The following is a 22,320-nucleotide window of genomic DNA, read 5'->3' on the forward strand; positions in this document are numbered from 1 at the left end:
TGGCTCGCTTTTGGGTATAAAAAAACCATTCGTTGTTAGCGAATGGTTTCCGTTTTAGAATCAGAAGAGACTATTTTTTCAAAGCGTCTTTAACTTCTTTGGCAGTTTTAACAGTTCCGTCTTTAGCTGCTTTGGCTGCATTTTCTACTTTTTCAGCGCCTTTTTTAGTCGCGTCTTTTACATCTTCAGCTGCTTTTTTTGTAGCATCTTTTACGTCTTCGGCAGCATTTTCTGTTTTGCTTACAGCACTGTCTTTTACTTCTTCAATATCTGTTGTTAAAGAGTCAACCTTGTTGCCAAGAGTTAGTTCTTCTTCTGCAGGTTTTGGTTCTTTCTTTTCGCAAGATTGAACACCGAATGCTAATAGAGCGATAACAGCCAGACTTAAGATTTGTTTTTTCATAATGAATTGATTTTTTTAGATTGATAAAATTTAAAGGTTATAAAGCTGAAAAATAAAGATACACATTTTAAAATAATTGAGCTCTTTGTAAGATTACTTTCCTTTTGAGTGCAAGACAATTCTCGTGCCAAAAATTTATGGTTTGAAAAGTTGCGCTGTTTTTTTTTGAAAATTCACTTTTAGAAGAGAAGATTACATTGTTGTTCTTTAATTCTAATTGGTGGCCTTTAATTGTTATTTAATCACTAAAACATTTTCATTTTTTACATAATCAGTTAAGGTAATATTGAAAAGTACGGTTAATTCTTTGCCGGCTCTAACAACTCCAAGTGCTGCTGAAGGAGGAGCCATTTCAAAATCACCAAAAGTCATTCGGTTAGAACCTTGCAGTGTAAAAGTATCATTATTGTAAGCTGTTACCCTTATCTGGGTTTTATAGTCCTTGCTGACACCTGCGATGGTATAGGTTCCGGTAAGCATCCAGGTTGTTTCGTTTACTTTCTCGGCAGATTTTAGAACATACTTAATGGTTTTGTATGTTTTTGTATCCAGAGATTTATAAGCAACATCATCCATACTGCCTTTGCTGCTTTTTATACTTTCGGCTAATAAGGTTACGGTTAGGTTTTTAATATCGGTTATTTTTGAATCTGCAACGCTTAAGTAAGCGTTGCCAGATGCTTCTGATGATTTCATTACCCAATCGTGTATGTTGGACGTTCCCGCAACTTCAAAAGTTGATTTGGATAGGGTGTATTTCTTTTGAGAATTTGCTTGTAAAGTTAACATGGTTACTACTGCTAATAAAATTGATTGAATCGTTTTCATCTGTATGTGGTATTTATTTAGTTAAATTTAAGATCAGTTTCTAACTAAGTCGGGTTTTGTTAGTGAGTTGCCGTCTTTTTCTTATGTCAAATGTATCACGAACGAATAGCATAAGAACTGATAAAAATCATGGTTAGGATTTTATTTAAAGCTTATAATAGAAAGGAAAAATGTACTTCCTGAAAAGTGGTTTATAAAAAAATCTTTTAAAAAGACATTTTCGTTTTATTGATTTTTAAACAAGAATGACTCTAAAAATCAAAAAAAAGGACAAAAGTGATTAACTTTGCAGCATGCAAATTGAGAAAAAAGACATACGAGCCTTATCAAAAGATCAGTTACGCGATTTTTTTGTCGCTAATAATGACAAAGCTTTTCGTGGAAATCAGGTCTATGAATGGTTGTGGAGCAAAGGAGCACACAGTTTTGATGACATGACCAATGTTGCCAAAACAACTCGTTCTATGCTGGAAGATAATTTTGTAATCAACCATATTAAGGTTGATACCATGCAGCGTAGTAGCGACGGAACAGTAAAAAATGCTGTTCGTTTACACGATGGTTTAGTGGTAGAATCAGTTTTGATTCCAACAGAAACAAGGACAACGGCCTGTGTTTCAAGTCAGGTAGGATGTAGTTTAGATTGTAATTTTTGTGCTACTTCACGTTTAAAAAGAATGCGAAATCTGGAACCGGGAGAAATCTATGATCAGGTTATTGCCATAGATAAAGAAAGTCGTTTGTATCACAATCACCCGCTTTCGAATATCGTTTTTATGGGAATGGGAGAGCCTTTGATGAATTACAACAATGTAATCAAAGCCATCGACATGATTACATCACCTGAAGGTTTAGGAATGTCACCAAAACGTATAATGGTTTCGACTTCGGGAATTCCTAAGATGATTAAAAAAATGGCCGATGATGATGTGAAATTCAAATTGGCAGTATCACTGCATTCCGCTATCGATGAAGTTCGTGCACGAATCATGCCTTTCAGTAAAAACTTCCCATTGGCGGATTTAAGGGAATCCTTAGAATACTGGTACAGAAAAACCAAGAATAAGATTTCTTACGAATATGTAGTCTGGAAAGGAATCAATGATGACAAAGCGTCGATTGATGCTTTGGTAAAGTTTTGCAAATATGTTCCGTGTAAAGTTAATTTGATTGAATACAATCCAATTGATGACGGTGAGTTTCAGCAAGCTTCAGAAGAATCTATTCTGGCTTATATAAAAGCATTAGAAAATATTGGCGTAGTAGTAAAAGTGCGTCGTAGCCGCGGAAAAGATATCGATGCTGCTTGTGGACAATTGGCAAACAAAGAAGGATAGATGCTGTTGTGTCCGGCAAATAAATAGTACAATCGGTTTTTTGCCAATATCTTTTTCAATCCTGAATTCAAATCAGACTTAATAGAATGTTCTTGACCCGGTTTTTTACATTAGTGTATAAATTATTGATATACTAATGTAAAATACACGGGGTTTTTTTATTTAAAATAGTATATTTGGGATCGAAATGAATATTACTTCTCAAATAAAACAGCCCATCTTTAACGAGATGGAACTTTTTGAAAAAAAGTTCCATGAATCGATGACCTCAAAGGTGGCTTTATTGAATCGTATCACTTATTACATAGTAAACCGAAAAGGAAAACAAATGCGTCCGATGTTTGTTTTTTTAACCGCTAAGATGGTTTCTGAAGGTGTTGTAAACGAGAGAACGTATCGTGGCGCTTCTGTAATCGAACTTATTCATACAGCCACTTTAGTACACGATGATGTCGTAGACGATAGTAACCGTCGCCGTGGATTTTTCTCGATCAATGCACTTTGGAAAAATAAAATAGCCGTTTTGGTTGGAGATTATTTACTATCCAAAGGACTTTTACTCTCTATAGACAATGGTGATTTTGATTTACTGAGAATCATTTCTGTAGCCGTTCGCGAAATGAGTGAAGGCGAATTACTTCAGATCGAAAAAGCCAGAAGGCTCGATATTACCGAAGAGGTTTATTACGAAATCATCCGAAAGAAAACAGCAACACTTATTGCGGCCTGTTGTGCACTTGGTGCAAAATCGGTAATTGAAGATGATGCTCAGGTCGAAAACATGAGAAAATTTGGTGAGCTTATCGGAATGGCTTTTCAAATCAAGGATGATTTATTTGATTATAGCGAAGAAGCCATTGGGAAGCCAACCGGAATCGATATTAAAGAGCAAAAAATGACTTTGCCTTTAATTCATGTTTTAAATACTTGTACCCCGCAAGAAAAAAAGTGGTTGATAAACTCCATCAAAAACCACAATAAAGACAAAAAACGCGTCAAAGAGGTTATTGCTTTTGTAAAAAATAATAATGGTTTGGCTTATGCCGAACAAAAAATGGTGCAATTTCAACAGGAAGCACTTTCCTTATTAGCGAATTTTTCGGATTCTGAGTTTAAAGATGCTCTTGTTTTAATGGTAAACTACGTTATTGAAAGAAAAAAATAGTTTTTTTAAATTAGATAATTAGGAAATTTGTTAATTAGATAATTGATTTACTTTGTTGTAAATCAGGTATGTAGTTCTGAGTTTTGGAATTTGGGATTTAATTTTTATTTTTTTTCAACCCTCATGCAACCATTTCAAAGCGTTATGCGTCTATGCTAATAGAAGTCTGTTACTAAACCAAAACCAAATGCTTATTAATGAAAATTATTCACCTACATCAGGAAGAAACTGAAATTATAAAGTTGGCAGTCGATAATAATCGACAGGCACAACAGCAAATTTACAGTCGGTTTTCTTCAAAAATGTTAAGTGTTTGTCGACAGTATATAAAAGACATTCAATTGGCCGAAGATGTGATGATAACCGCCTTTATGAAAGTGTTTACCAATTTAAGCAGATTTGAGCACAAAGGAAGTTTTGAAGGTTGGGTCAGGCGAATTATGGTGAATGAATGTATCTCTTATTTGAGAGTTCAGAAAAAAGTAAAATTTAGCGAAGAAGAAATTTATGTCGAAGAGAGTTTCAATGCAATTGACAGTCAGTTTTCGATCGATCAGATTCAGTTTTTAATTGATGCTTTGCCGGACGGTTATAAAATGGTTTTTAATTTATATGCCATAGAAGGATACAAACACAATGAGATTGCCAAGATGTTAGGGATTAATGAGGGAACATCGAAATCGCAATTATCGCACGCCAGAAAAATGCTGCAAACACAAATTACAATTTTAAAAAGACAAGATAATGGAACCGAATAATTTTGAAAAGGATTTCCGTGAAAAACTAAATCAGCGTAAAATAGAACCTAGCGACAAAGCCTGGGATCGATTGGATGCGATGCTGAGTGTTGCTGAGGACAAGAAAACAACGATTGACCTTCGTTCACGACAAACTGGAAAAAAGAAATGGATGTATGTTGCGGCAAGTTTGGCTGGGTTTTTACTGGTTGGAACCTTCTTCTTTAATCAGAATAAAAATGTAAACCAAACGCCAAAAGATGCAATTGTCATTGAAGAAAATGGGCAGAAAGATTCGGTTGTACAGCCAGCTTTAGATACCAATATAGCTGTTGAAGAAGGAGTAGCAGTTTCAGAAGAAAAAACAATTAAAAAGTCAGTTCAACAAGAAGAGCATCAGGAATCAAAATCGAATAAAATCATTGCAAATAAATCCAATGCAATAGCGGAGTCTTCAATCATCATCAAAAACAATCCTGAAAAACAATCAATCAATCCACAGCCTTTAATGGCTAAAAACCCTGAAAAAGAAACGGTAGATCAGTTGCTGGGAACAGCTGAAAAAGTAATCGTCGCTGAGAATGCTGTCAAGCCAAAATCAAAAGTAAAAATTAATGCCAATGATTTGCTTCAACAGGTCGATGGTGAATTAGAGCTGTCGTTTCGCGAAAAGGTAATTACAAAAGTCAATAAGAATTACCAAACGGTAAAAGTGGCTTTGGCCAATCGAAATCAGCAGGAATAAAGTTTTCAACTCCAATCCGGAACGTGCTGTTGGAGAAAATCAAAAATTAAAGATCAAAAAAAAATAATTCCGATAGTTGTCGGGCAGGCTATTATTGCCAATTTTTAATCCAATTAAAAATTGAGAATTAGAAAATAATTGTTTGCTATTCAGATCTGACATCTCACATTTTACAATTAGAAAAAAACATCAATCAACAATCAATTTTAAAAGAAAACAATCATGAAAAATTTTACCATTCACCTCGTTATTTTAGTCTTCTTATTTGTAAGTAAAGCAGTTGGACAGGAGACTTTTGAGTCAAAAGCGAGAAAAATTGCCAACAAGATAGAGAAAGTTACGAAAGAGGAAAAAGAAGCTTTGAAAGAAGAAATTGAAGCAATTAACGTTCAGTTGTCTGAAGGAAAAATCACTCAGGAACAAGCAGACAAGCGTAAAAAGGAATTAGCAGAAGCCAGAGCGGTTATTATCGAAGAAAAAGTAACACTGGCGCAAAATGAGTTAAATGATTTAGTACAGCAAAAAGTGGACGGAAAAATCAAGGAAGGGAGTTATAAAAGTGGACGTGCTTTGATTGTTCATTGGAATGATATAGAATGGAAGGACAATAATAAAAAAAGAAAAGATTCTGTACGCGGAGAAAGAAGAACGACATCGCAGTTTGTATTTGCAGCAGGTTTGAATAATATGATGGTTGATGGTAAATTGCAGGATTCTAAATATAGGTTTACAGGATCGCATTTTTACGAATGGGGATTTACCTATAATACCAGGTTAATGAAAAACGATAATTTATTACATGCTAAATACGGATTGTCTTTAATGTATAATAATATTCGTCCAAGAGATAATAAATATTTTGTAGTCAATGGAAACCAGACAGAATTGCAAACCAATGCGATTCATTTAGATGAATCCCGTTTTAGAAATGTGTACATCGCAGTGCCAATTCATTTAGAGTTTGACTTTTCAAGACCAAAAGTGAGTAACGGAAAAACGTATTTTAGAACACATGATAGTTTTCGCTTTGGAATTGGGGGTTACGCTGGGGTCAATGTAAAATCTAAACAAATTCTAAAATATGATCAGGACGATTTAGATTATAAAACCACTATAAAAGGAGATTATAATGTAAATAATTTCATTTACGGATTGAGTTCTTATATTGGATACAAAGAAATGAGTTTGTATTTGAAATACGATTTAAACCCATTGTTTAGGAATAATACTGTAAAAGAAAATAATATTTCATTGGGATTAAGATTTGATTTTAATTAAGAATACAATTGATTAGTTAGTGAGAAGAGCGCTTCGAAAGAGGCGCTTTTTTTTGCTTAAAATTGCCCAATTTCATGGGGGATTTGTGTACTTTTACACACTTCAAATTTTCTAAATATTTTACGTTTTGATTTCACAAAGTACAATTGATTCTGTTTTTGAAACTGCTCGTGTAGAGGAGGTTATTGGTGATTTTGTCAATTTAAAACGAGCCGGAAGTAACTTCAAAGGCTTAAGTCCATTCTCAGATGAGCGCTCTCCGTCGTTCATGGTGTCACCTGCAAAAGGAATCTGGAAAGATTTTAGTACCGGAAAGGGAGGGAATTCAGTCAAATTCCTGATGGAACATTCGCAGTTCACCTATCCGGAAGCGATTCGATACCTGGCGAGAAAGTATAATATAGAGATTGAAGAAACGGAGCAGACAGATGCTGAAAAAGCGATGACCGATGTTCGCGAAAGTATGTATCTCGTTTCGGAATTTGCCAAAGAATATTTTCATAAAACACTTCTGAATTCAGAAGAAGGTAAGGCGATTGGGCTTTCTTATTTTAAGGAAAGAGGTTTTACCAATGAAACTATCAAAAAATTTAGTTTAGGATATTCGCCGGAAACCTGGGATGCTCTTACTAAAGAAGCTTTGGGTAAAGGATACAAACTGGAATTTCTGGAAAGTACCGGTTTGACAATCGCAAGAGAAGATCGTCCGTTTGACCGATTCAAGGGACGTGTTATGTTTCCTATTGAAAGTATGTCCGGACGTGTTTTGGGGTTTGGAGGGCGTATTTTAACGAATGATAAAAAAGCCGCAAAATACTTAAACTCACCTGAAAGTGATATTTACCATAAAAGTAAAGTGCTTTATGGAATTTTTCAGGCGAAACAAGCGATTGCGAAACAAAATAACTGTTATTTGGTTGAAGGTTATACTGATGTAATTCAGTTTCATCAGGCTGGAATTGAGAATGTTGTGGCTTCATCGGGAACAGCTTTAACACCCGATCAGATTCGTCTGGTAAATCGATTAACGCGAAATATAACCGTTCTTTTTGATGGGGATGCCGCGGGATTACGGGCTTCTGTTCGTGGAATCGATTTGATTTTGGAAGAAGGAATGAATGTAAGAGTTTGTGCTTTTCCTGACGGAGAAGATCCGGACAGTTTTGCACGAAAAAATTCTCATGATGAACTGGTTGCTTATTTAGAAGAAAACAGTAAAGATTTTATACAGTTTAAAGCATCTCTTCTGATGAAAGAGGCTAAAAACGATCCTATAAAAAAGGCCGATCTTATTCGGGATATGGTTAACAGTATATCTAAAATTCCGGATCGCATTCAACGTGAGGTTTATACGCAGGAATGTGCCAGAATTATGGATATTTCCGAGCAGGTTTTGGTGAGTACTTTGGCGCAGCTGATTCAAAAGGATATTGCCGAAGTCAATAAAAAACAAAAGCAGGAACAAAAACCTTTTGAAGTTTTTAGGAATCAAAGTCCAAAAAACACAGGATATTCAGGAGGTGATCCGGACGATCCAAGAACTGGGCCGCCCGAAGATTATTATCCGGGAGAGGCAGGGTTTGCCCCACAAGAATCAGCTGAAAAAGTTGATGTTTTATATCGTTTAGAACGTAAAGTAATTGAGATTTTATTGCTTTATGGAGATAAGAAGGAAGAATTTGAAGATGTTTTGTTGAAAAACAATGACGAGGGTGAAGTTGTTATGGTCTCTGAAATGCGAGAATACAAAGTGTATGAGCGTATTTATTTGAGTTTACAGGAAGATGAAGTAGAGCTTTCGAACAATTTGTTCCGTGACATTTTTACCGATTTAATTGGGTTTTATAATCAGAATGAAAAATTCAGTCTCGAACAATATTTAATGCGTTTGCAGCCTGATTTTGCTCAGGAGGTTACGGATATTTTAATGGAGGATGAAAAACTAACACTGCACGATTGGGAAGGTCAGAACATTTTTTCTAAAATGAAGCACGAAACCATTGCGCAGTATGTTACAGAGACGATTATGTCTATGCGTTGGTTTTTGGTTGATAAAATCATCCATGAATTAAAAAGCTCTATAAAACCTGATAATTCAGATAATACAGAGCTTTTGTCTATGGTTGTCGATTACTCAAAATTAGTTAACTCATTTTCGAAAAAACTGGGTAGAGTAATGTCGAGATACCATTAAATAATTTCTAAAGTCTTAGCTTTGTTTACTAAGTCAACTAAATTAGTAACATTTAATTTAGTTAATAATCTTAATTTGTAAGTACTGATTGTTTTTTCGTTCAGGTTTAAGATTTTAGAGATTTCATTGTTTTTCTTACCATCACTTAAGTAGCGTAAAACTTCGATCTCACGATTTGAAAGTTTTCTGTACAAACGCTCGCTTTTGCTTTGTTTCGCAATAAGAGCCATGTTTTTGCGTACTGTTTCGTTGATGATAATTTTTCCTTCGTGTACTTTAATAATAGAAAGACCTAAAGTTTCAAGTTTTTCTGTTTTATGTACATAACCAGAAACTCCTGCTTTAATAGCATTTGGAGCGTACATTTGTTCAGCGAGGTCACTAAAAATTACAATTTTTGTTTTTGGGAAATTTTTTAAGATAGATTTTACTTCAAAAATACTTGAAAGTCCTTCCAGTTCTAGATCTAGAATCAGGATGTCGATTTCTTTCGTTTGAAGGATATCTCTAACCATTGAAAAATTGCCGACGTTGGCAACAATTGAAATTTGATCGTGGTCTTTGAAATAAGACTTAACGCCAAAGTGAGTCACAGGATGATTGTCTGCAAGACATACTTTAATCATAATTTTTACCTTTTTTAGAATTGTTCATGTTTTTGGAACTGTAAAATTAATAAATAAATTCTGTAATTAATTGCAGACAAATGTTAAAAAGTATTATTTTAACGTTTTTGGTATTATACAGACCGGAATTGGATCCATTTTATGCTTGTTACTGGTGTTTAAACGTTTATAAATTTCAAAGACAGTTTTTTCTCTCCCACTTAAGTCAGCTCCCGTGTTTCCTGACTCCGAGGTCAACATTGCCCATTCTAATTCGTCATAACTGGCGCCTAATTGGTCCTCGTCGGTACGGTTGTCGCCAAATAATCCGTCAGTAGGTGCGGCGGTCAAAATTGACTCCGGAATTGTTAAAAATGCCCCCAGAGCGTATACATCTGACTTCATTAAGTCGGCAATTGGGCTTAAATCGACTCCGCCATCTCCATATTTAGTGTAAAATCCTACTCCAAAATCTTCTACTTTGTTTCCTGTTCCTGCTACAAGTAAACCATGAATTCCTGCTAAATAATATAAAGAAGTCATTCTTAAACGGGCACGTGTATTGGCTAACGATAGGTTTACTTTTGCTTCGTCATCGGTTTTGGGTACAGCACTTTTAAAGGCTTCAAAAGTGGCGGTTAAATCGGTTTCTACATTTGAAACATTTGGAAAACGTTTCTTAAGCTGCTCAATATGCTCTCTTCCTCTTGAAACCTGATTGGGAGCCTGATGAATTGGCATTTCGACACACAAGACTTTTAAGCCTGTTTGCGCACATAAGGTTGAAGTTACAGCAGAGTCAACTCCACCTGAAATTCCAATTACAAAACCATTAACTTTTGCCTGGGTAGCATAATTTTTTAACCACTCTACAATGTGGGCGTTTACTTTTTCTGTCTGAATGGTACTTTTTTTAGCCATAATAGTTCAAGATTTAAGATACAGGGATGTATATTTGCACAAATATTTTTAAGCGCAGTTTGCTTAAAATATGAGCAACACAAATCTAATTAAAATAAAATGAAAATATATCGCTTAGCAGTGGTACTGTGCTTGTTTTTTTTGTCCTGTGATCAAAAAACTAAAGTCGAAAAAGCAGTAGAAGAAATTCCGGTTGATATTAAAGTGGAGCGTTTTGATAAGGTGTTTTTTGAAACTAAACCTGAGGATCTGGTCAAAGTAAAAAAGCAATATCCTTTCTTCTTCCCGGCAGGAAATGATGACAATATCTGGCTGAAAAAAATGCAGGATCCAATCTGGAGAGAAGTTTATACGGAAGTTCAGAAAAAATACAGCAATTTTGAACCTGTACGCGAAGAGTTCAATGCGCTTTTTCAGCATGTGAAGTATTATTTTCCCAAAACAAAAACGCCGAAGGTAATAACTGTAATTGGTGAAATGGATTATAATGCCAAAGCAATATATGCAGACAGTCTGGTAATTGTAGCATTGGAGTTGTATTTGGGGAAAGATCATAAGTTTTATGAATTTCCAAGTTATCTGAAACAAAATTTTGAAGAGAAACAAATTATGCCCGATGTGGTTTCGAGTTTTGCTTATCGAAACATTCCTGCCTTTCCGGATAAGAATTTAGTTTCTCAAATGATTTTTGAAGGAAAACAATTGTACGCAAAAGATCTACTGCTGCCGGATTATACCGATGCTGAAAAAATAGGTTATACACCTGAGCAAATAAAATGGAGTCAGGAAAACGAAGCTTATATGTGGCGTTATTTTATTGAAAATGAAATGCTGTATAGTGATGATCCAAAACTAACAACCCGATTCATAGCGCCGGCACCGTTTTCTAAATTCTACTTAGAAATTGACAACGATACTCCTGGTCGAATAGGAGCTTGGTTGGGGTGGCAAATGGTACGGTCGTATATGAAGAATAATAACGTAACTTTGCCGGAATTATTAAAAACAGAAGCAAAGGTAATCTTTGAAAAATCAAAATATAAACCTAAGAAATAATGTCAGATACAATAAAATCAGAAATTAGATTCAATATAGAATTAGATGAAAACCGCGTTCCGGAAAAATTATCATGGACGGCGAAGGATGGCGGAGTAGAAGCGGAAGATGCAAAAGCAATTATGTTGTCTATTTGGGATAGTAAAGCGAAAGAAAGCATGCGTATTGATTTGTGGACAAAAGATATGCCGGTAGATGAAATGAAAATTTTCTTTCACCAGACTTTGGTTGCTATGGCGGATACTTTTAAACGTGCAACAGACGACGAGAAAATGTCAGATACAATGAAAGATTTCTGTGACTATTTTGCAGAAAAACTGGATTTAACGAAATAGTTAAAACTCAAATAAAGAAATCCCAAATCCCAAATTTTAGTAATTAGAATTTGGGATTTTTTTATTGATTGTTTTTTCTTCTTCAATTGGGATTCAGGATTTCTTTATTGAAATTTCTTTTACCAGTTTTTATTTGACAGATCGTTTTTTTAAATCTTTAAAAATTCGTTTTAAAGCTCCTGTCATTAAGAGGTCTGAATTTTTATAAAACGTTATATTGTCTATAAGTTTGCTTGATTTTTCGGTTTCCCACATAGATTTTGTGTTCCCTTTGTTGGTTATGCCAATAACTTTTTGGGAGTAAATAATTTGCAGTAAATTTAAATCGTATATCTCTAAGGTTACTGAAGCTTCATTTTTTTTAGTGGAGTATTCATCTTGATAAAGTTCTATTGAAGATAAGTCGCTTCTGTCTTTTTTTGTGGAAATATTGATAAAGAAATCAAAACCGGTTCCATCTTTTAATTCTTTTAGCTTTAAACGATTAGGGTTTAGATTGGTTTTTCGGGTTATGAGCAATCCATTAACATCATGAATATATAAAATCCGATCATCTAGCCTCTTTTTGAAGAATTCTAAAGATTTCTCGGTTAAGTTGTCTTTAGAGTTTTTTGGACAATCTAATTCATTTAAAAGCCATTTTCCAGAAGTAAAATCAACTCCGGTTCTTTGTCCTGTGGTAAACATATAATGAGATGACTGACAGGAAAATAAAAAGAGGAAAGGAACAATGCAAAGTATGAAACATATTGATTTAAAATTATTCATAGAGTATAATTGATTTGGATTCAAATATAAGTCAAAAATATTTCGTAAGGTTTTCCTTTAAAATAAAAATCCCAAATTCCAGGTTTTAACAATTGGAATTTGGGATTTTTTTATTGATTATTTTGGAATTTGGAATTTTCCTATTGCAATTTAAAATCCTGAGTTGTTTTTGAAAACTTCCTGATTTACTTCGTCGATATAGGATAAAAGTTCTTCTTTTCCAGTGGCCTCCGTAGATGAGGTTACGAAATATTGAGGCATTTCGGCCCAGTTATTGGCAAACATTTGTTTTTTATAAGCTGCGATATGAGAATCAATTTTTACTTTGCTGATTTTATCTGCTTTGGTAAAGATGATGCAAAACGGAATTTCGCTTTCTCCCATATAAGACATGAATTCGATATCAATTTTTTGCGCTTCATGGCGAATATCAATCAAAACAAAAGCACAAACTAATTGCTCTCTGGTTTCGAAATAATCCGTGATAAATTGCTGGAAAACTGATTTTGTTTTCTTGGACACTTTGGCGTAACCATAGCCCGGTAAATCGACTAAAAACCAATTGTTGTTAATCTTAAAGTGATTAATTAACTGTGTTTTTCCAGGTCGCCCTGATGTTTTTGCTAAATTTTTATGATTGGTAAGCATGTTGATCAAAGAGGATTTACCTACATTTGATCTTCCGATAAAAGCATATTCTGGTAAAAATTCCTGCGGGCATTTTGATACTTCAGAATTGCTGACAATGAATTCGGCGGTATTAATTTTCATGTTTTTTGTTTTTAAAACCTCCTAAAAGTCGAAAGTTAGATGCTATAAATTCTTTTTAACGAGCCATTCTTCCAGAATTTTGTTGAATTCCTGAGGGTGTTCCATCATAGCAGCGTGTCCACATTTGTCTATCCAGTACAAAGTTGAATTAGGCAATAATTTATCAAATTCTTCGGCAACATTTGGGGGAGTAACGGCGTCATTTTTACCCCAAATGATACAGGTTTCTGTTGTCATTTTTGGTAAATCTTTGGCCATATTATGACGAATAGCGCTCTTGGCAATCGTCAGAGTTTTGATCAGTTTGATACGGTCATTAACAGTTGCATACACTTCGTCAATAAGCTCCGGTGTTGCAATTGCAGGGTCGTAAAAAACATCTTCAGCTTTCTTTTTGATGTATTCGTAATCACCTCTTTTTGGGTAGCTGTCTCCCATTGCGCTTTCGTAAAGTCCTGAGCTTCCTGTTATTACTAGTCCTGCGACTTTTTCAGGATAGAGTTTTGTATGGTAAAGTGCAATGTGACCGCCTAAAGAATTGCCCAGCAAGATAACGTGATCAAAGCCTTTAAAAGTAATAAAGTCTTTTACATACTTGGCAAAGCTTTTTACGTTCGTTTTTAAAATGCTTTGAGTGTATATTGGCAAATCCGGGATTACAACTTTGTATCCTTTTGTTGGAAAATATTCGGCTACAGCATCAAAGTTACTAAGGCCTCCCATTAAGCCATGTAAAATAACGATAGGAGTTCCTTCTCCAGCTTCATAATAGCTGTATTTGCCTTCTTTTTTGTAGTGTTTGTCCATTTAATTTAATGCCAATTTCAATTTGGACAAATATAGGGTTTAATAAATAAAAATGAATTTTTGCCACCGTTTTTTAACTAGATAATTTTAGTATGATTTCTAAGTGATTAAAAATCAGTTGAAATGGGTGTTTTTGATCGATTTTCTAAATGTTAAGAAACCAGCATAATAGCTAAATTTTTAAGAAAAATAGCGCGTAATTTTTTTGAATGATTAGTGTAATTGATGATTCGTTAATAATAAGTTAATGTATTGATTATCTATGGGTTAAACGAAGTGAGAGGAAAGTGGTTAAACTTATTAACAAAGTGGTACATAGTGGTAAAATGTGGTAATATTTTTTATATTTTTGTCCTATAACATATTAATGAATTTTTCTTGAACACAATTGTCGGAACATATGAGTGTAAAGTCGATGCTAAGGGGAGGCTAATGTTGCCTGCGCCCTTGAAAAAGCAGCTGACTTCCTCTCTTCAAAACGGATTCGTTTTGAAGCGCTCCGTTTTTCAACAGTGTTTAGAATTGTATCCAATGGACGAGTGGGATCTGATGATGCAAAAAATCAACAAGCTGAATCGCTTTGTAAAAAAGAACAATGATTTCATTCGAAGATTTACTGCAGGTGTTAAAGTGGTAGAGATTGATGCATTGGGGAGATTATTGGTTCCAAAAGATTTGGTGACTTTTTCAGGTATTTCTAAAGATGTGGTTTTTTCATCTGCTGTTAATATTGTGGAGATTTGGGATAAGGATTTATATGAAAAATCAATAAGCGGCGAAGATATGGATTTTGCAGATCTGGCCGAAGAAGTAATGGGAAATATTAATGACGACGACAATGGAATATCATAATCCGGTTTTGCTTCATCCTACAGTTGATGGTTTAAATATTAAACCTGATGGCATTTATGTAGATGTTACGTTTGGAGGCGGGGGGCATTCAAAAGAAATTTTGAGACGATTAGGGCCAAACGGAAAATTATTTGCTTTTGATCAGGATGAAGATGCACTTGTAAATGCATTACCAGATGAACGGTTTACCTTAATTAATGAGAATTTTAGATTCATAAAAAGATTTCTGCGTTTTCATGGTGTTAAAGGAGTAGATGGAATTTTGGCTGATTTGGGTGTTTCATCACATCAGTTTGATGTTCCGGAAAGAGGTTTCTCGACAAGATTTGATGCTGAGCTGGATATGCGGATGAGTCAGAAAAATGATTTAAATGCTTATCGGGTAGTTAACGAATATGAGGAACAGGATTTACGTCGTGTTTTTTTTGATTATGGGGAGTTGAAAAATGCTCCGGTTTTAGCGAGAACAATTGTAGAAGCAAGACAAGGTTATCCGATCAAAACGACAGATGAATTGAAAGAAGTTCTGGCAAAATATTTACCGGAAAGAGTTCGTAATAAAATACTGGCTCAAATCTATCAGGCAATTCGAATTGAGGTAAATCAGGAAATGGATGTTTTGAAAGAGTTTATCGAGCAGTCGTTGGAAATTTTAAATCCGGGAGGAAGATTTTCAGTAATCTCTTATCATTCTTTAGAAGACAGACTGGTAAAGAGATTTATCAAAAACGGAATGTTTGAAGGAGAGCCGGAAAGAGATTTTTACGGAAACTTTTCAGTACCATTTAAAACAATAGGAAAACTCATCGTACCGGACGATGCTGAGATCAAAATCAACAACAGAGCACGAAGTGCAAAATTAAGGATTGCTGAGAAGATATAGTTTGTGAGATGTTGGTTGTGAAATGTGAAATGTGATTTGAAATCATAAACGGTTCAACAATCAAACAGGCTAGTATAATATATATAGGTAGAAAAAATGAAAAGTGGTGTATTTGGCATATTAAAGGCGAGATTTTTATTAAACGATGATGCAGTGAAGAACTGGAGATTCATTGTTTTTATAATTCTGCTTGCTATCCTGATGATTGCCAATACACAACGATACGAGCAAAAGGTTTTTGAAATAGCAAAACTAAGCAATGAAGTAAAAGAATTGAGATCTGAATTTGTAGATCGTCGTTCTGAATTGCAAAAACTAAAAATGGAGTCAACTGTGACAAGTGAAATGGAGAAAAAAGATATTCATCCTTCAACAGTTCCTCCGGTTAAAATAGAAGTTAAAAAAGAAGAAGAAAAAAGTTTCTTTAAAAGAATATGGCAGTAGAAGATAAACATATATCCTACAGAATTTACCTCGTAGCAGTTTTCATCTTTGTGATGGCAATTGCTATTGTCGTTAAGTTAACCAATATTCAATGGGTTGAAGGAGATTATTACAGAAAACTGGCGAAACAGCGTACGGTTAGAAATTTTGTAATTCCGGCAAACAAAGGAAATATCTATTCGGCTGACGGAAGTTTGCTGGCGACATCAATTCCTAATTATGAAATTAGATTTGATGCTAAAGCTCCAAAAACGGAGACTTTTGAGAAATATGTAAAAGCATTATCCGATTCATTAGCAACTGTTTTAGATAGACCAGGAGGATATTATGAGCAGGAATTAAGAAAAGCAAGAGCAAATAAAAACCGTTATTATTTGATTGCCCGTAATTTGAGCTATACCGAATACGTGAAGATAAAAGGCTTTCCTTTATTCAATTTAGGAGCTTTTAAAGGAGGGATTATTATTGAACAGGAAACGGTAAGAAAACACCCGATAGGGAAAATTGCGGAAAGAACCATTGGTTACGACCGTATTGATCCGGCAACCGGAATCGAAGTAGGTAAAGGGATTGAATGGGCTTACAAAAGTTATTTAAACGGTAAAGACGGTAAAATTTTAAAACAAAAAATTGCAAAAGGACAGTGGAAACCTATTCGGGATGTCAATGAAGTTGACCCACAGGATGGTTTTGATGTCATTTCGACTATTGATGTTTTTATTCAGGATATCGCGCACCATGCCTTACTGAAACAGTTGGAAGAATATGAGGCAGATCATGGTTGTGTAGTGGTGATGGAGACTGAAACAGGGCATGTCAAAGCGATTTCAAATTTGGGAAGATCAGAAGACGGATCGTATTATGAAACCACAAATTATGCTATAGCCGAGTCTCATGAGCCGGGATCAACTTTTAAATTGGTTGATTTAATGGCTATTTTAGAAGATAAAGTAGCTGATACAAGTACTGTCTTTGATAGTCATGGAGGAGAAATGAGGTATTATGGACGTGCTGTTCGTGATTCGCACAGAGGAGGTTATGGGAAGATTTCGCTGGCACGAGGATTTGAACTTTCGTCGAATACGGTAATGGTTCAGGCAGTTTATGACAATTATAAAAGTGATCCTTCAAAGTTTGTAAATCATATTAACTCGTACGGATTAAATAAAACATTAGGATTGCATTTTAAGGGAGAAGGAAGGCCTTATATTCCACAACCAGGGGACAAGCATTGGTCAGGAGTTTCACTTCCGTGGATGGCTTTTGGTTACGGAGTTTCGGTAACACCAATGCAAACACTGGCGCTTTACAATGCAGTTGCAAACAATGGAGTGATGGTTAAGCCACAGTTTGTTTCGGAAATTAAAGAATGGAACAAAACGATTAAGAAGTTTGATGTAGAAGTAATCAATCCGAAAGTATGTTCGCAGGAAACCATTAATAAAGTAAGAGCAGTATTGCTCAATGTGGTAAAAAAGGGAACTGGCTCTAAGTTGTATTCGAAAGATTTTTCGATGGCAGGAAAAACCGGAACAGCACAGGTTAATTATGGAGGTAAAGAAGGAAAGTCTGCGTTATATTATGCGTCTTCTTTTGTGGGATATTTTCCGGCCGAACATCCTAAATATTCCTGTATAGTAGTAGTGCATAAGCCTAATACATCAAAAAATAATTATTATGGTGCAGACGTTTCGGGACCTGTTTTTAAAAGAATCGCTCAGAAAATATTTACAGACGCGCCCTCAACAAATAAAATAAAAAGACTGGATTCAAGGATTCCAAAACAAGACAGTAGTTATAACAAGTATACGGCAGAAGCAAATAAAAAATTAAATCAGGTTCCGGATTTAAAAGGAATGCCGGGAATGGATGCTGTTGCATTGTTAGAAAACCTTAATTTAAAAGTAAGGGTTATTGGAGTAGGAAAGGTGAAAAAACAGTCTATTCAACCGGGACAAAACATTAGTAAAAACGCAATTATAGTATTAGAATTATCGTGAAAATACTGAAAGACATATTATACAAAGTAGCGATTGAATCAGTAACAGGTTCAACAGAAATCGATATCCATAAAATTGATTTTGACTCGAGAAAAATTGAGGCAAATGATGTTTTTGTAGCTATTCGCGGATCACTTTCTGATGGCCACGATTATATTGATAAAGCGATTCAATTGGGGGCCATTGCGATTATTTGCGATACGCTGCCTGAAAATATCGAAAAAGGAATTACCTATATTAAAGTAAAAGATACCAATGCGGCTTTGGCTTTTATGGCGGCTAATTTCTTCGGAAATCCATCCGAAAAATTAAAACTGGTTGGAGTTACCGGTACAAACGGTAAAACAACCATTGCATCATTATTATTTCAGTTGTTTCAAAAAGCAGGTTTTAAAGTTGGGTTATTATCAACTGTAAAAATCATGGTTGATGAAACCGAATATAAAGCAACACATACCACACCGGATTCTATTACAATCAATCATTATCTGAACGAAATGATCGAGGCAGGTGTGACGCATTGTTTTATGGAAGTAAGTTCACACGGAATTCACCAAAAACGAACAGAGGCACTGCATTTTGTTGGAGGAATTTTTACGAATTTGTCACACGACCATTTAGATTATCACCCAACTTTTGCGGAATACAGAGATGTGAAAAAATCTTTTTTTGATTCGTTGCCAAAAACAGCTTTTGTCTTATCAAATATTGATGATAAAAACGGAAGTGTGATGTTGCAGAATACGGTTGCCAGAAAATTTACTTATGCTTTAAAATCATATGCGGACTTTAAAGCACAGATTCTGGAAAGCCAATTGTCGGGTTTATTGTTGAAAGTAAACGATAATGAAGTTTGGGTAAAACTAATAGGAACTTTTAATGCTTACAACGTTCTGGCAATTTACGGTACAGCTGTAGAATTAGGAATGGATAGTCTTGAAGCGTTGCGCTTACTGTCTGATTTAGAAAGTGTTTCGGGACGTTTTCAGTATATTGTTTCAGAAGGAAACATCACAGCGATTGTAGATTATGCCCACACGCCGGATGCTTTGGATAATGTTTTAAAGACAATTAACGATATCCGTACCAAAAACGAACAGCTGATTACAGTTGTAGGTTGTGGTGGAAACAGAGATAAAACGAAAAGACCAATTATGGCAAAAATTGCTACAGATCTTAGTGATAAGGCAATTTTAACCTCGGACAATCCAAGAAACGAAGACCCTGAAGTGATTTTAGATGAAATGGAAAAAGGGGTTGAGGCTCATAATTATAAAAAGATATTGAGAATTTCCGATAGAAAACAGGCTATTAAAACAGCTTGTCAATTGGCACAGTCCAATGATATTATCTTAATTGCCGGTAAAGGACATGAAACTTATCAGGAGATAAATGGAGTGCGTCATCATTTTGACGACATGGAAACGGTAAAAGAAATTTTAGAACAATTAGGGAAATAATATAAGGGAAATTCCAAAATGGAAATTCCAAAACCCAAAACCCAATTTAATGTTGGAATTTGGGATTTAAAAATTGGAATTTAATTCAAAATCGGAATTTAAAAAATAGAGAAATATGCTATACTATTTATTTGAATATTTAGACAAAACATTAGATGTACCAGGAACGGGAGTTTTTCAGTACATCACTTTCAGATCGGCTTTAGCATTGATGCTTTCATTGCTTTTATCAACGATTTACGGAAAAAGAATTATAAACTTTTTGCGTAATCAGCAAGTTGGTGAAACGGTTAGAGAGTTAGGTCTTGCAGGTCAGAATGAAAAAGCAGGAACTCCGACAATGGGGGGACTGATTATCATTTTTGCGACGCTCGTACCGGTTTTGTTGTTTGCTCGTTTGCATAATATTTATATTGTATTGCTTATTGTGACCACACTTTGGATGGGAACAATTGGTTTTGTAGACGATTACATCAAAATATTCAAAAAAGACAAGCAAGGACTTAAAGGAATCTTTAAAGTTATTGGACAGGTTGGTTTAGGTATTATAGTGGGATCTGTGCTTTATTTTAATCCTGCTGTAACGGTTAGAACAGATACAGGAAGAACAGATATTTTTAAAGCGTCAGGTAATAATACAACGGTAGTTTTGCCGGCACCTGTTGAAGAAAAGTCAACGGCTACCACAATTCCTTTTGTGAAAAATAACGAATTCGACTACGCTGAAATCTTAGCGTGGACAGGTGAAGGATATGAAAAATGGGCTTGGTTGATTTTTATTCCGGTGGTAATTTTTATTATCACAGCAGTTTCAAACGGTGCAAATTTAACAGACGGTATTGATGGGCTCGCCGCAGGAACTTCGGCAGTTTCGGTTCTGGCACTGGGGATATTCACATTCCTTTCGGGAAATATCATTTTTTCAAATTATCTCAATATCATGTATATACCGAACTCAGGAGAGATGACGGTTTTTATTTCTGCATTTGTGGGGGCGTTAATTGGGTTTCTTTGGTACAACTCTTATCCGGCTTCTGTTTTTATGGGGGATACGGGAAGTTTGACTATTGGAGGAATTATTGCGGTTTTGGCAATTGCAGTTCGTAAGGAACTATTGATTCCGTTATTATGTGGAATCTTTTTGGTAGAAAATTTCTCTGTTGTTCTGCAGGTGAGTTATTTCAAATTTACCAAAAAGCGTTTCGGTGAGGGCCGTAGAATTTTTCTGATGTCGCCATTACACCATCATTATCAGAAGAAGGGATATCATGAGAGTAAAATCGTAACCCGATTTTGGATTGTTGCCATCATGTTAGCCATATTATCAATCGTTACTTTAAAATTAAGATAGATGAGATTGGTAGTGTTAGGCGGAGGAGAAAGCGGTGTAGGTACTGCTATTCTCGGAAAGAAAAAAGGATACGATGTTTTTGTGTCGGATTTTGGAAAGATAAAAGAAAGTTACAAAGAAGTTCTTATCATTAATAAAATTGCCTGGGAAGAAGAACAGCATACAGAAGACCTGATTTTAAATGCCGATGTGGTGATGAAAAGTCCAGGGATTCCGGAGAAATCTCCCATCGTAAAAAAACTGGTAGCAGCCGGAGTAAAAGTAATTTCGGAAATAGAATTTGCAAAACCTTTTACGGAAGCATTGACTATCGGAATTACAGGTAGTAACGGAAAAACTACCACAACGATGCTGACACATTATTTACTGAAGTCAGCGGGTTTGAATGTAGGGCTGGGGGGAAACATAGGAAAAAGTTTTGCCTGGCAGGTTGCCGAGAATAAATACGATGCCTATGTGCTTGAGCTGAGCAGTTTTCAGCTTGACGGAATTATTGATTACAGACCGGATATTGCGATTATAACCAATATTAGTCCGGATCATTTAGACCGATACGAATATAAATATGAGAACTATATCAATTCGAAGTTTCGAATAACGATGAATCAGACCGAGAGTGATTATTTGATTTATGACGCAGATGATGAGGCGATTGCAGGATGGTTGAAGAACAACAAAACAAAAGCAAAATTAATTCCTTTTTCATTGACTGAAAAATTAGGTGAAGGGGCTTCTATAAATAACAACAAAATGGAAATAAAGATCAACCAAGAAGAGTTTACAATGGAAACAGAACACATTGCGTTAGAAGGAAAACATAACATGAAGAACGCAATGGCAGCAAGCTCTGTAGCGAAGTTGATGCAAATAAGAAATGCAACAATTCGCGAAAGTTTATCTAATTTTCAAGGTGTTGAACACCGTTTAGAAAAAGTACTTAAAATTCAGAATGTACAATACATCAACGATTCGAAAGCCACAAATGTTAATGCTACTTTCTTTGCGTTAGACAGCATGAATGTTCCAACAGTTTGGATAGTAGGTGGAGTTGATAAAGGAAACGATTATAACGAATTGATGTCGTTAGTTCGTGAAAAAGTAAAAGCTATCATTTGTCTTGGAATTGATAATCATAAAATCATCAATGCTTTCGGAAATGTGGTGGATATCATGGTCGAAGTAAATAATATGAACGATGCTGTAAAAACAGCACAGCGTTTAACAGAAAAAGGAGATACGGTTTTATTGTCTCCTGCCTGCGCAAGTTTCGATTTATTTGAAAGCTACGAAGACAGAGGTAGACAGTTTAAGCAAGCGGTGCACAATTTATAAAAGATAGTTTATAGTTTTATGTTTCAGGTTTCAAGTTCGATGCCTAAA

The 22,320-nt window shown here is 35.1% G+C and carries 22 protein-coding genes; 15 read left to right on the forward strand and 7 right to left on the reverse strand.

The window, feature by feature from the left end; translation table 11 throughout:
- Positions 1-70: 70 nt before the first annotated feature.
- Complete coding sequence (locus OGZ34_RS08735) at positions 71-403, reverse strand: hypothetical protein (RefSeq protein WP_263362776.1); 333 nt, start codon at positions 401-403, stop codon at positions 71-73.
- Between the two features lie 234 nt (positions 404-637).
- Positions 638-1,231: a YceI family protein gene (locus OGZ34_RS08740; protein WP_263362777.1), complete on the reverse strand. Its 594-nt coding sequence runs from the start codon at positions 1,229-1,231 to the stop codon at positions 638-640.
- Between the two features lie 293 nt (positions 1,232-1,524).
- On the opposite strand from OGZ34_RS08740, the gene rlmN reads away from it, so the two are divergent.
- From rlmN to dnaG, 6 genes are all read left to right on the forward strand, one after another.
- Positions 1,525-2,568, forward strand: a complete 1,044-nt coding sequence (gene rlmN / locus OGZ34_RS08745; protein ID WP_173965536.1) for a 23S rRNA (adenine(2503)-C(2))-methyltransferase RlmN — start codon at positions 1,525-1,527, stop codon at positions 2,566-2,568.
- Between the two features lie 187 nt (positions 2,569-2,755).
- Positions 2,756-3,733, forward strand: a complete 978-nt coding sequence (locus tag OGZ34_RS08750) for a polyprenyl synthetase family protein (protein WP_173965537.1) — start codon at positions 2,756-2,758, stop codon at positions 3,731-3,733.
- A gap of 197 nt (positions 3,734-3,930) precedes the next feature.
- Positions 3,931-4,491, forward strand: coding sequence for an RNA polymerase sigma factor (locus tag OGZ34_RS08755; RefSeq protein ID WP_173965538.1), 561 nt, complete (start codon positions 3,931-3,933; stop codon positions 4,489-4,491).
- Positions 4,478-5,215 carry a hypothetical protein gene (locus OGZ34_RS08760; protein WP_263362778.1) on the forward strand — a complete coding sequence of 246 codons (738 nt, stop codon included), beginning with the start codon at positions 4,478-4,480 and terminating at the stop codon, positions 5,213-5,215. The genes OGZ34_RS08755 and OGZ34_RS08760 overlap by 14 nt, the downstream gene beginning before the upstream one ends.
- A 222-nt stretch (positions 5,216-5,437) precedes the next feature.
- A complete protein-coding gene (locus OGZ34_RS08765; protein WP_173965540.1) occupies positions 5,438-6,493 on the forward strand; it encodes a hypothetical protein in 1,056 nt (351 codons plus the stop codon).
- 127 nt (positions 6,494-6,620) lie between these two features.
- Positions 6,621-8,687, forward strand: a complete 2,067-nt coding sequence (gene dnaG / locus OGZ34_RS08770; protein WP_263362779.1) for a DNA primase — start codon at positions 6,621-6,623, stop codon at positions 8,685-8,687.
- Here the strand turns inward: dnaG and OGZ34_RS08775 are convergent.
- Entirely contained in the window at positions 8,684-9,313 is a 630-nt protein-coding gene (locus tag OGZ34_RS08775) for a response regulator transcription factor (RefSeq protein WP_026730588.1), read from the reverse strand. The two genes, dnaG and OGZ34_RS08775, sit on opposite strands and share 4 nt — an antisense overlap.
- 93 nt (positions 9,314-9,406) lie before the next feature.
- Complete coding sequence (nadE, locus tag OGZ34_RS08780; RefSeq protein WP_263362780.1) at positions 9,407-10,213, reverse strand: NAD(+) synthase; 807 nt, start codon at positions 10,211-10,213, stop codon at positions 9,407-9,409.
- A gap of 99 nt (positions 10,214-10,312) precedes the next feature.
- On the opposite strand from nadE, the gene gldB reads away from it, so the two are divergent.
- Both gldB and gldC read left to right on the forward strand, forming a co-directional pair.
- The gene (gene gldB, locus OGZ34_RS08785; RefSeq protein WP_263362781.1) at positions 10,313-11,269 is read left to right on the forward strand and encodes a gliding motility lipoprotein GldB; all 957 of its coding nucleotides are present in this window, start codon (positions 10,313-10,315) and stop codon (positions 11,267-11,269) included.
- A complete protein-coding gene (gene gldC, locus OGZ34_RS08790; protein WP_173965544.1) occupies positions 11,269-11,604 on the forward strand; it encodes a gliding motility protein GldC in 336 nt (111 codons plus the stop codon). Before gldB ends, gldC begins: the two co-directional genes overlap by 1 nt.
- Before the next feature lie 129 nt (positions 11,605-11,733).
- Here gldC and OGZ34_RS08795 read toward each other — a convergent pair whose 3' ends face one another.
- The 3 genes from OGZ34_RS08795 to OGZ34_RS08805 all read right to left on the reverse strand — a co-directional run bounded on the left by OGZ34_RS08795 (position 11,734) and on the right by OGZ34_RS08805 (position 13,950).
- Entirely contained in the window at positions 11,734-12,372 is a 639-nt protein-coding gene (locus OGZ34_RS08795; RefSeq protein WP_263362782.1) for a hypothetical protein, read from the reverse strand.
- Between the two features lie 150 nt (positions 12,373-12,522).
- Positions 12,523-13,143, reverse strand: a complete 621-nt coding sequence (yihA, locus tag OGZ34_RS08800) for a ribosome biogenesis GTP-binding protein YihA/YsxC (RefSeq protein ID WP_173965546.1) — start codon at positions 13,141-13,143, stop codon at positions 12,523-12,525.
- A gap of 42 nt (positions 13,144-13,185) precedes the next feature.
- Positions 13,186-13,950: an alpha/beta fold hydrolase gene (locus OGZ34_RS08805; RefSeq protein ID WP_173965547.1), complete on the reverse strand. Its 765-nt coding sequence runs from the start codon at positions 13,948-13,950 to the stop codon at positions 13,186-13,188.
- A gap of 378 nt (positions 13,951-14,328) precedes the next feature.
- Between OGZ34_RS08805 and mraZ the strand changes: the two genes are divergently transcribed.
- The 7 genes from mraZ (at position 14,329) to murD (ending at position 22,272) form a co-directional block, all read left to right on the forward strand.
- Positions 14,329-14,802 carry a division/cell wall cluster transcriptional repressor MraZ gene (gene mraZ, locus OGZ34_RS08810; protein ID WP_173965548.1) on the forward strand — a complete coding sequence of 158 codons (474 nt, stop codon included), beginning with the start codon at positions 14,329-14,331 and terminating at the stop codon, positions 14,800-14,802.
- Entirely contained in the window at positions 14,777-15,685 is a 909-nt protein-coding gene (gene rsmH, locus OGZ34_RS08815) for a 16S rRNA (cytosine(1402)-N(4))-methyltransferase RsmH (protein WP_263362783.1), read from the forward strand. The genes mraZ and rsmH overlap by 26 nt, the downstream gene beginning before the upstream one ends.
- A gap of 96 nt (positions 15,686-15,781) precedes the next feature.
- Entirely contained in the window at positions 15,782-16,129 is a 348-nt protein-coding gene (locus OGZ34_RS08820) for an FtsL-like putative cell division protein (RefSeq protein ID WP_173970292.1), read from the forward strand.
- Complete coding sequence (locus OGZ34_RS08825) at positions 16,120-18,129, forward strand: penicillin-binding protein (protein WP_263362784.1); 2,010 nt, start codon at positions 16,120-16,122, stop codon at positions 18,127-18,129. Before OGZ34_RS08820 ends, OGZ34_RS08825 begins: the two co-directional genes overlap by 10 nt.
- A complete protein-coding gene (locus tag OGZ34_RS08830; protein ID WP_263362785.1) occupies positions 18,126-19,589 on the forward strand; it encodes a UDP-N-acetylmuramoyl-L-alanyl-D-glutamate--2,6-diaminopimelate ligase in 1,464 nt (487 codons plus the stop codon). Before OGZ34_RS08825 ends, OGZ34_RS08830 begins: the two co-directional genes overlap by 4 nt.
- Positions 19,590-19,704: 115 nt before the next feature.
- Entirely contained in the window at positions 19,705-20,940 is a 1,236-nt protein-coding gene (mraY, locus tag OGZ34_RS08835; protein WP_173965553.1) for a phospho-N-acetylmuramoyl-pentapeptide-transferase, read from the forward strand.
- Positions 20,941-22,272 (forward strand): UDP-N-acetylmuramoyl-L-alanine--D-glutamate ligase, encoded by a 1,332-nt coding sequence (murD, locus tag OGZ34_RS08840; protein WP_263362786.1) that lies wholly within the window; start codon positions 20,941-20,943, stop codon positions 22,270-22,272. It abuts the gene before it with no gap.
- Positions 22,273-22,320: the final 48 nt, after the last annotated feature.

Origin of the sequence: Flavobacterium collinsii, assembly GCF_946903285.1 — a bacterium.
Lineage (GTDB): Bacteria > Bacteroidota > Bacteroidia > Flavobacteriales > Flavobacteriaceae > Flavobacterium > Flavobacterium collinsii.

Coding starts and splice junctions, on each gene's coding strand:
- OGZ34_RS08735 (WP_263362776.1), bottom strand. CDS start 403: ATGAAAAAACAAATCTTAAGTCTGGCTGTTATCGCTCTATTAGCATTC.
- OGZ34_RS08740 (WP_263362777.1), bottom strand. CDS start 1,231: ATGAAAACGATTCAATCAATTTTATTAGCAGTAGTAACCATGTTAACT.
- rlmN (WP_173965536.1), top strand. CDS start 1,525: ATGCAAATTGAGAAAAAAGACATACGAGCCTTATCAAAAGATCAGTTA.
- OGZ34_RS08750 (WP_173965537.1), top strand. CDS start 2,756: ATGAATATTACTTCTCAAATAAAACAGCCCATCTTTAACGAGATGGAA.
- OGZ34_RS08755 (WP_173965538.1), top strand. CDS start 3,931: ATGAAAATTATTCACCTACATCAGGAAGAAACTGAAATTATAAAGTTG.
- OGZ34_RS08760 (WP_263362778.1), top strand. CDS start 4,478: ATGGAACCGAATAATTTTGAAAAGGATTTCCGTGAAAAACTAAATCAG.
- OGZ34_RS08765 (WP_173965540.1), top strand. CDS start 5,438: ATGAAAAATTTTACCATTCACCTCGTTATTTTAGTCTTCTTATTTGTA.
- OGZ34_RS08775 (WP_026730588.1), bottom strand. CDS start 9,313: ATGATTAAAGTATGTCTTGCAGACAATCATCCTGTGACTCACTTTGGC.
- nadE (WP_263362780.1), bottom strand. CDS start 10,213: ATGGCTAAAAAAAGTACCATTCAGACAGAAAAAGTAAACGCCCACATT.
- gldB (WP_263362781.1), top strand. CDS start 10,313: ATGAAAATATATCGCTTAGCAGTGGTACTGTGCTTGTTTTTTTTGTCC.
- gldC (WP_173965544.1), top strand. CDS start 11,269: ATGTCAGATACAATAAAATCAGAAATTAGATTCAATATAGAATTAGAT.
- OGZ34_RS08795 (WP_263362782.1), bottom strand. CDS start 12,372: ATGAATAATTTTAAATCAATATGTTTCATACTTTGCATTGTTCCTTTC.
- yihA (WP_173965546.1), bottom strand. CDS start 13,143: ATGAAAATTAATACCGCCGAATTCATTGTCAGCAATTCTGAAGTATCA.
- OGZ34_RS08805 (WP_173965547.1), bottom strand. CDS start 13,950: ATGGACAAACACTACAAAAAAGAAGGCAAATACAGCTATTATGAAGCT.
- rsmH (WP_263362783.1), top strand. CDS start 14,777: ATGACGACGACAATGGAATATCATAATCCGGTTTTGCTTCATCCTACA.
- OGZ34_RS08820 (WP_173970292.1), top strand. CDS start 15,782: ATGAAAAGTGGTGTATTTGGCATATTAAAGGCGAGATTTTTATTAAAC.
- OGZ34_RS08825 (WP_263362784.1), top strand. CDS start 16,120: ATGGCAGTAGAAGATAAACATATATCCTACAGAATTTACCTCGTAGCA.
- mraY (WP_173965553.1), top strand. CDS start 19,705: ATGCTATACTATTTATTTGAATATTTAGACAAAACATTAGATGTACCA.
- murD (WP_263362786.1), top strand. CDS start 20,941: ATGAGATTGGTAGTGTTAGGCGGAGGAGAAAGCGGTGTAGGTACTGCT.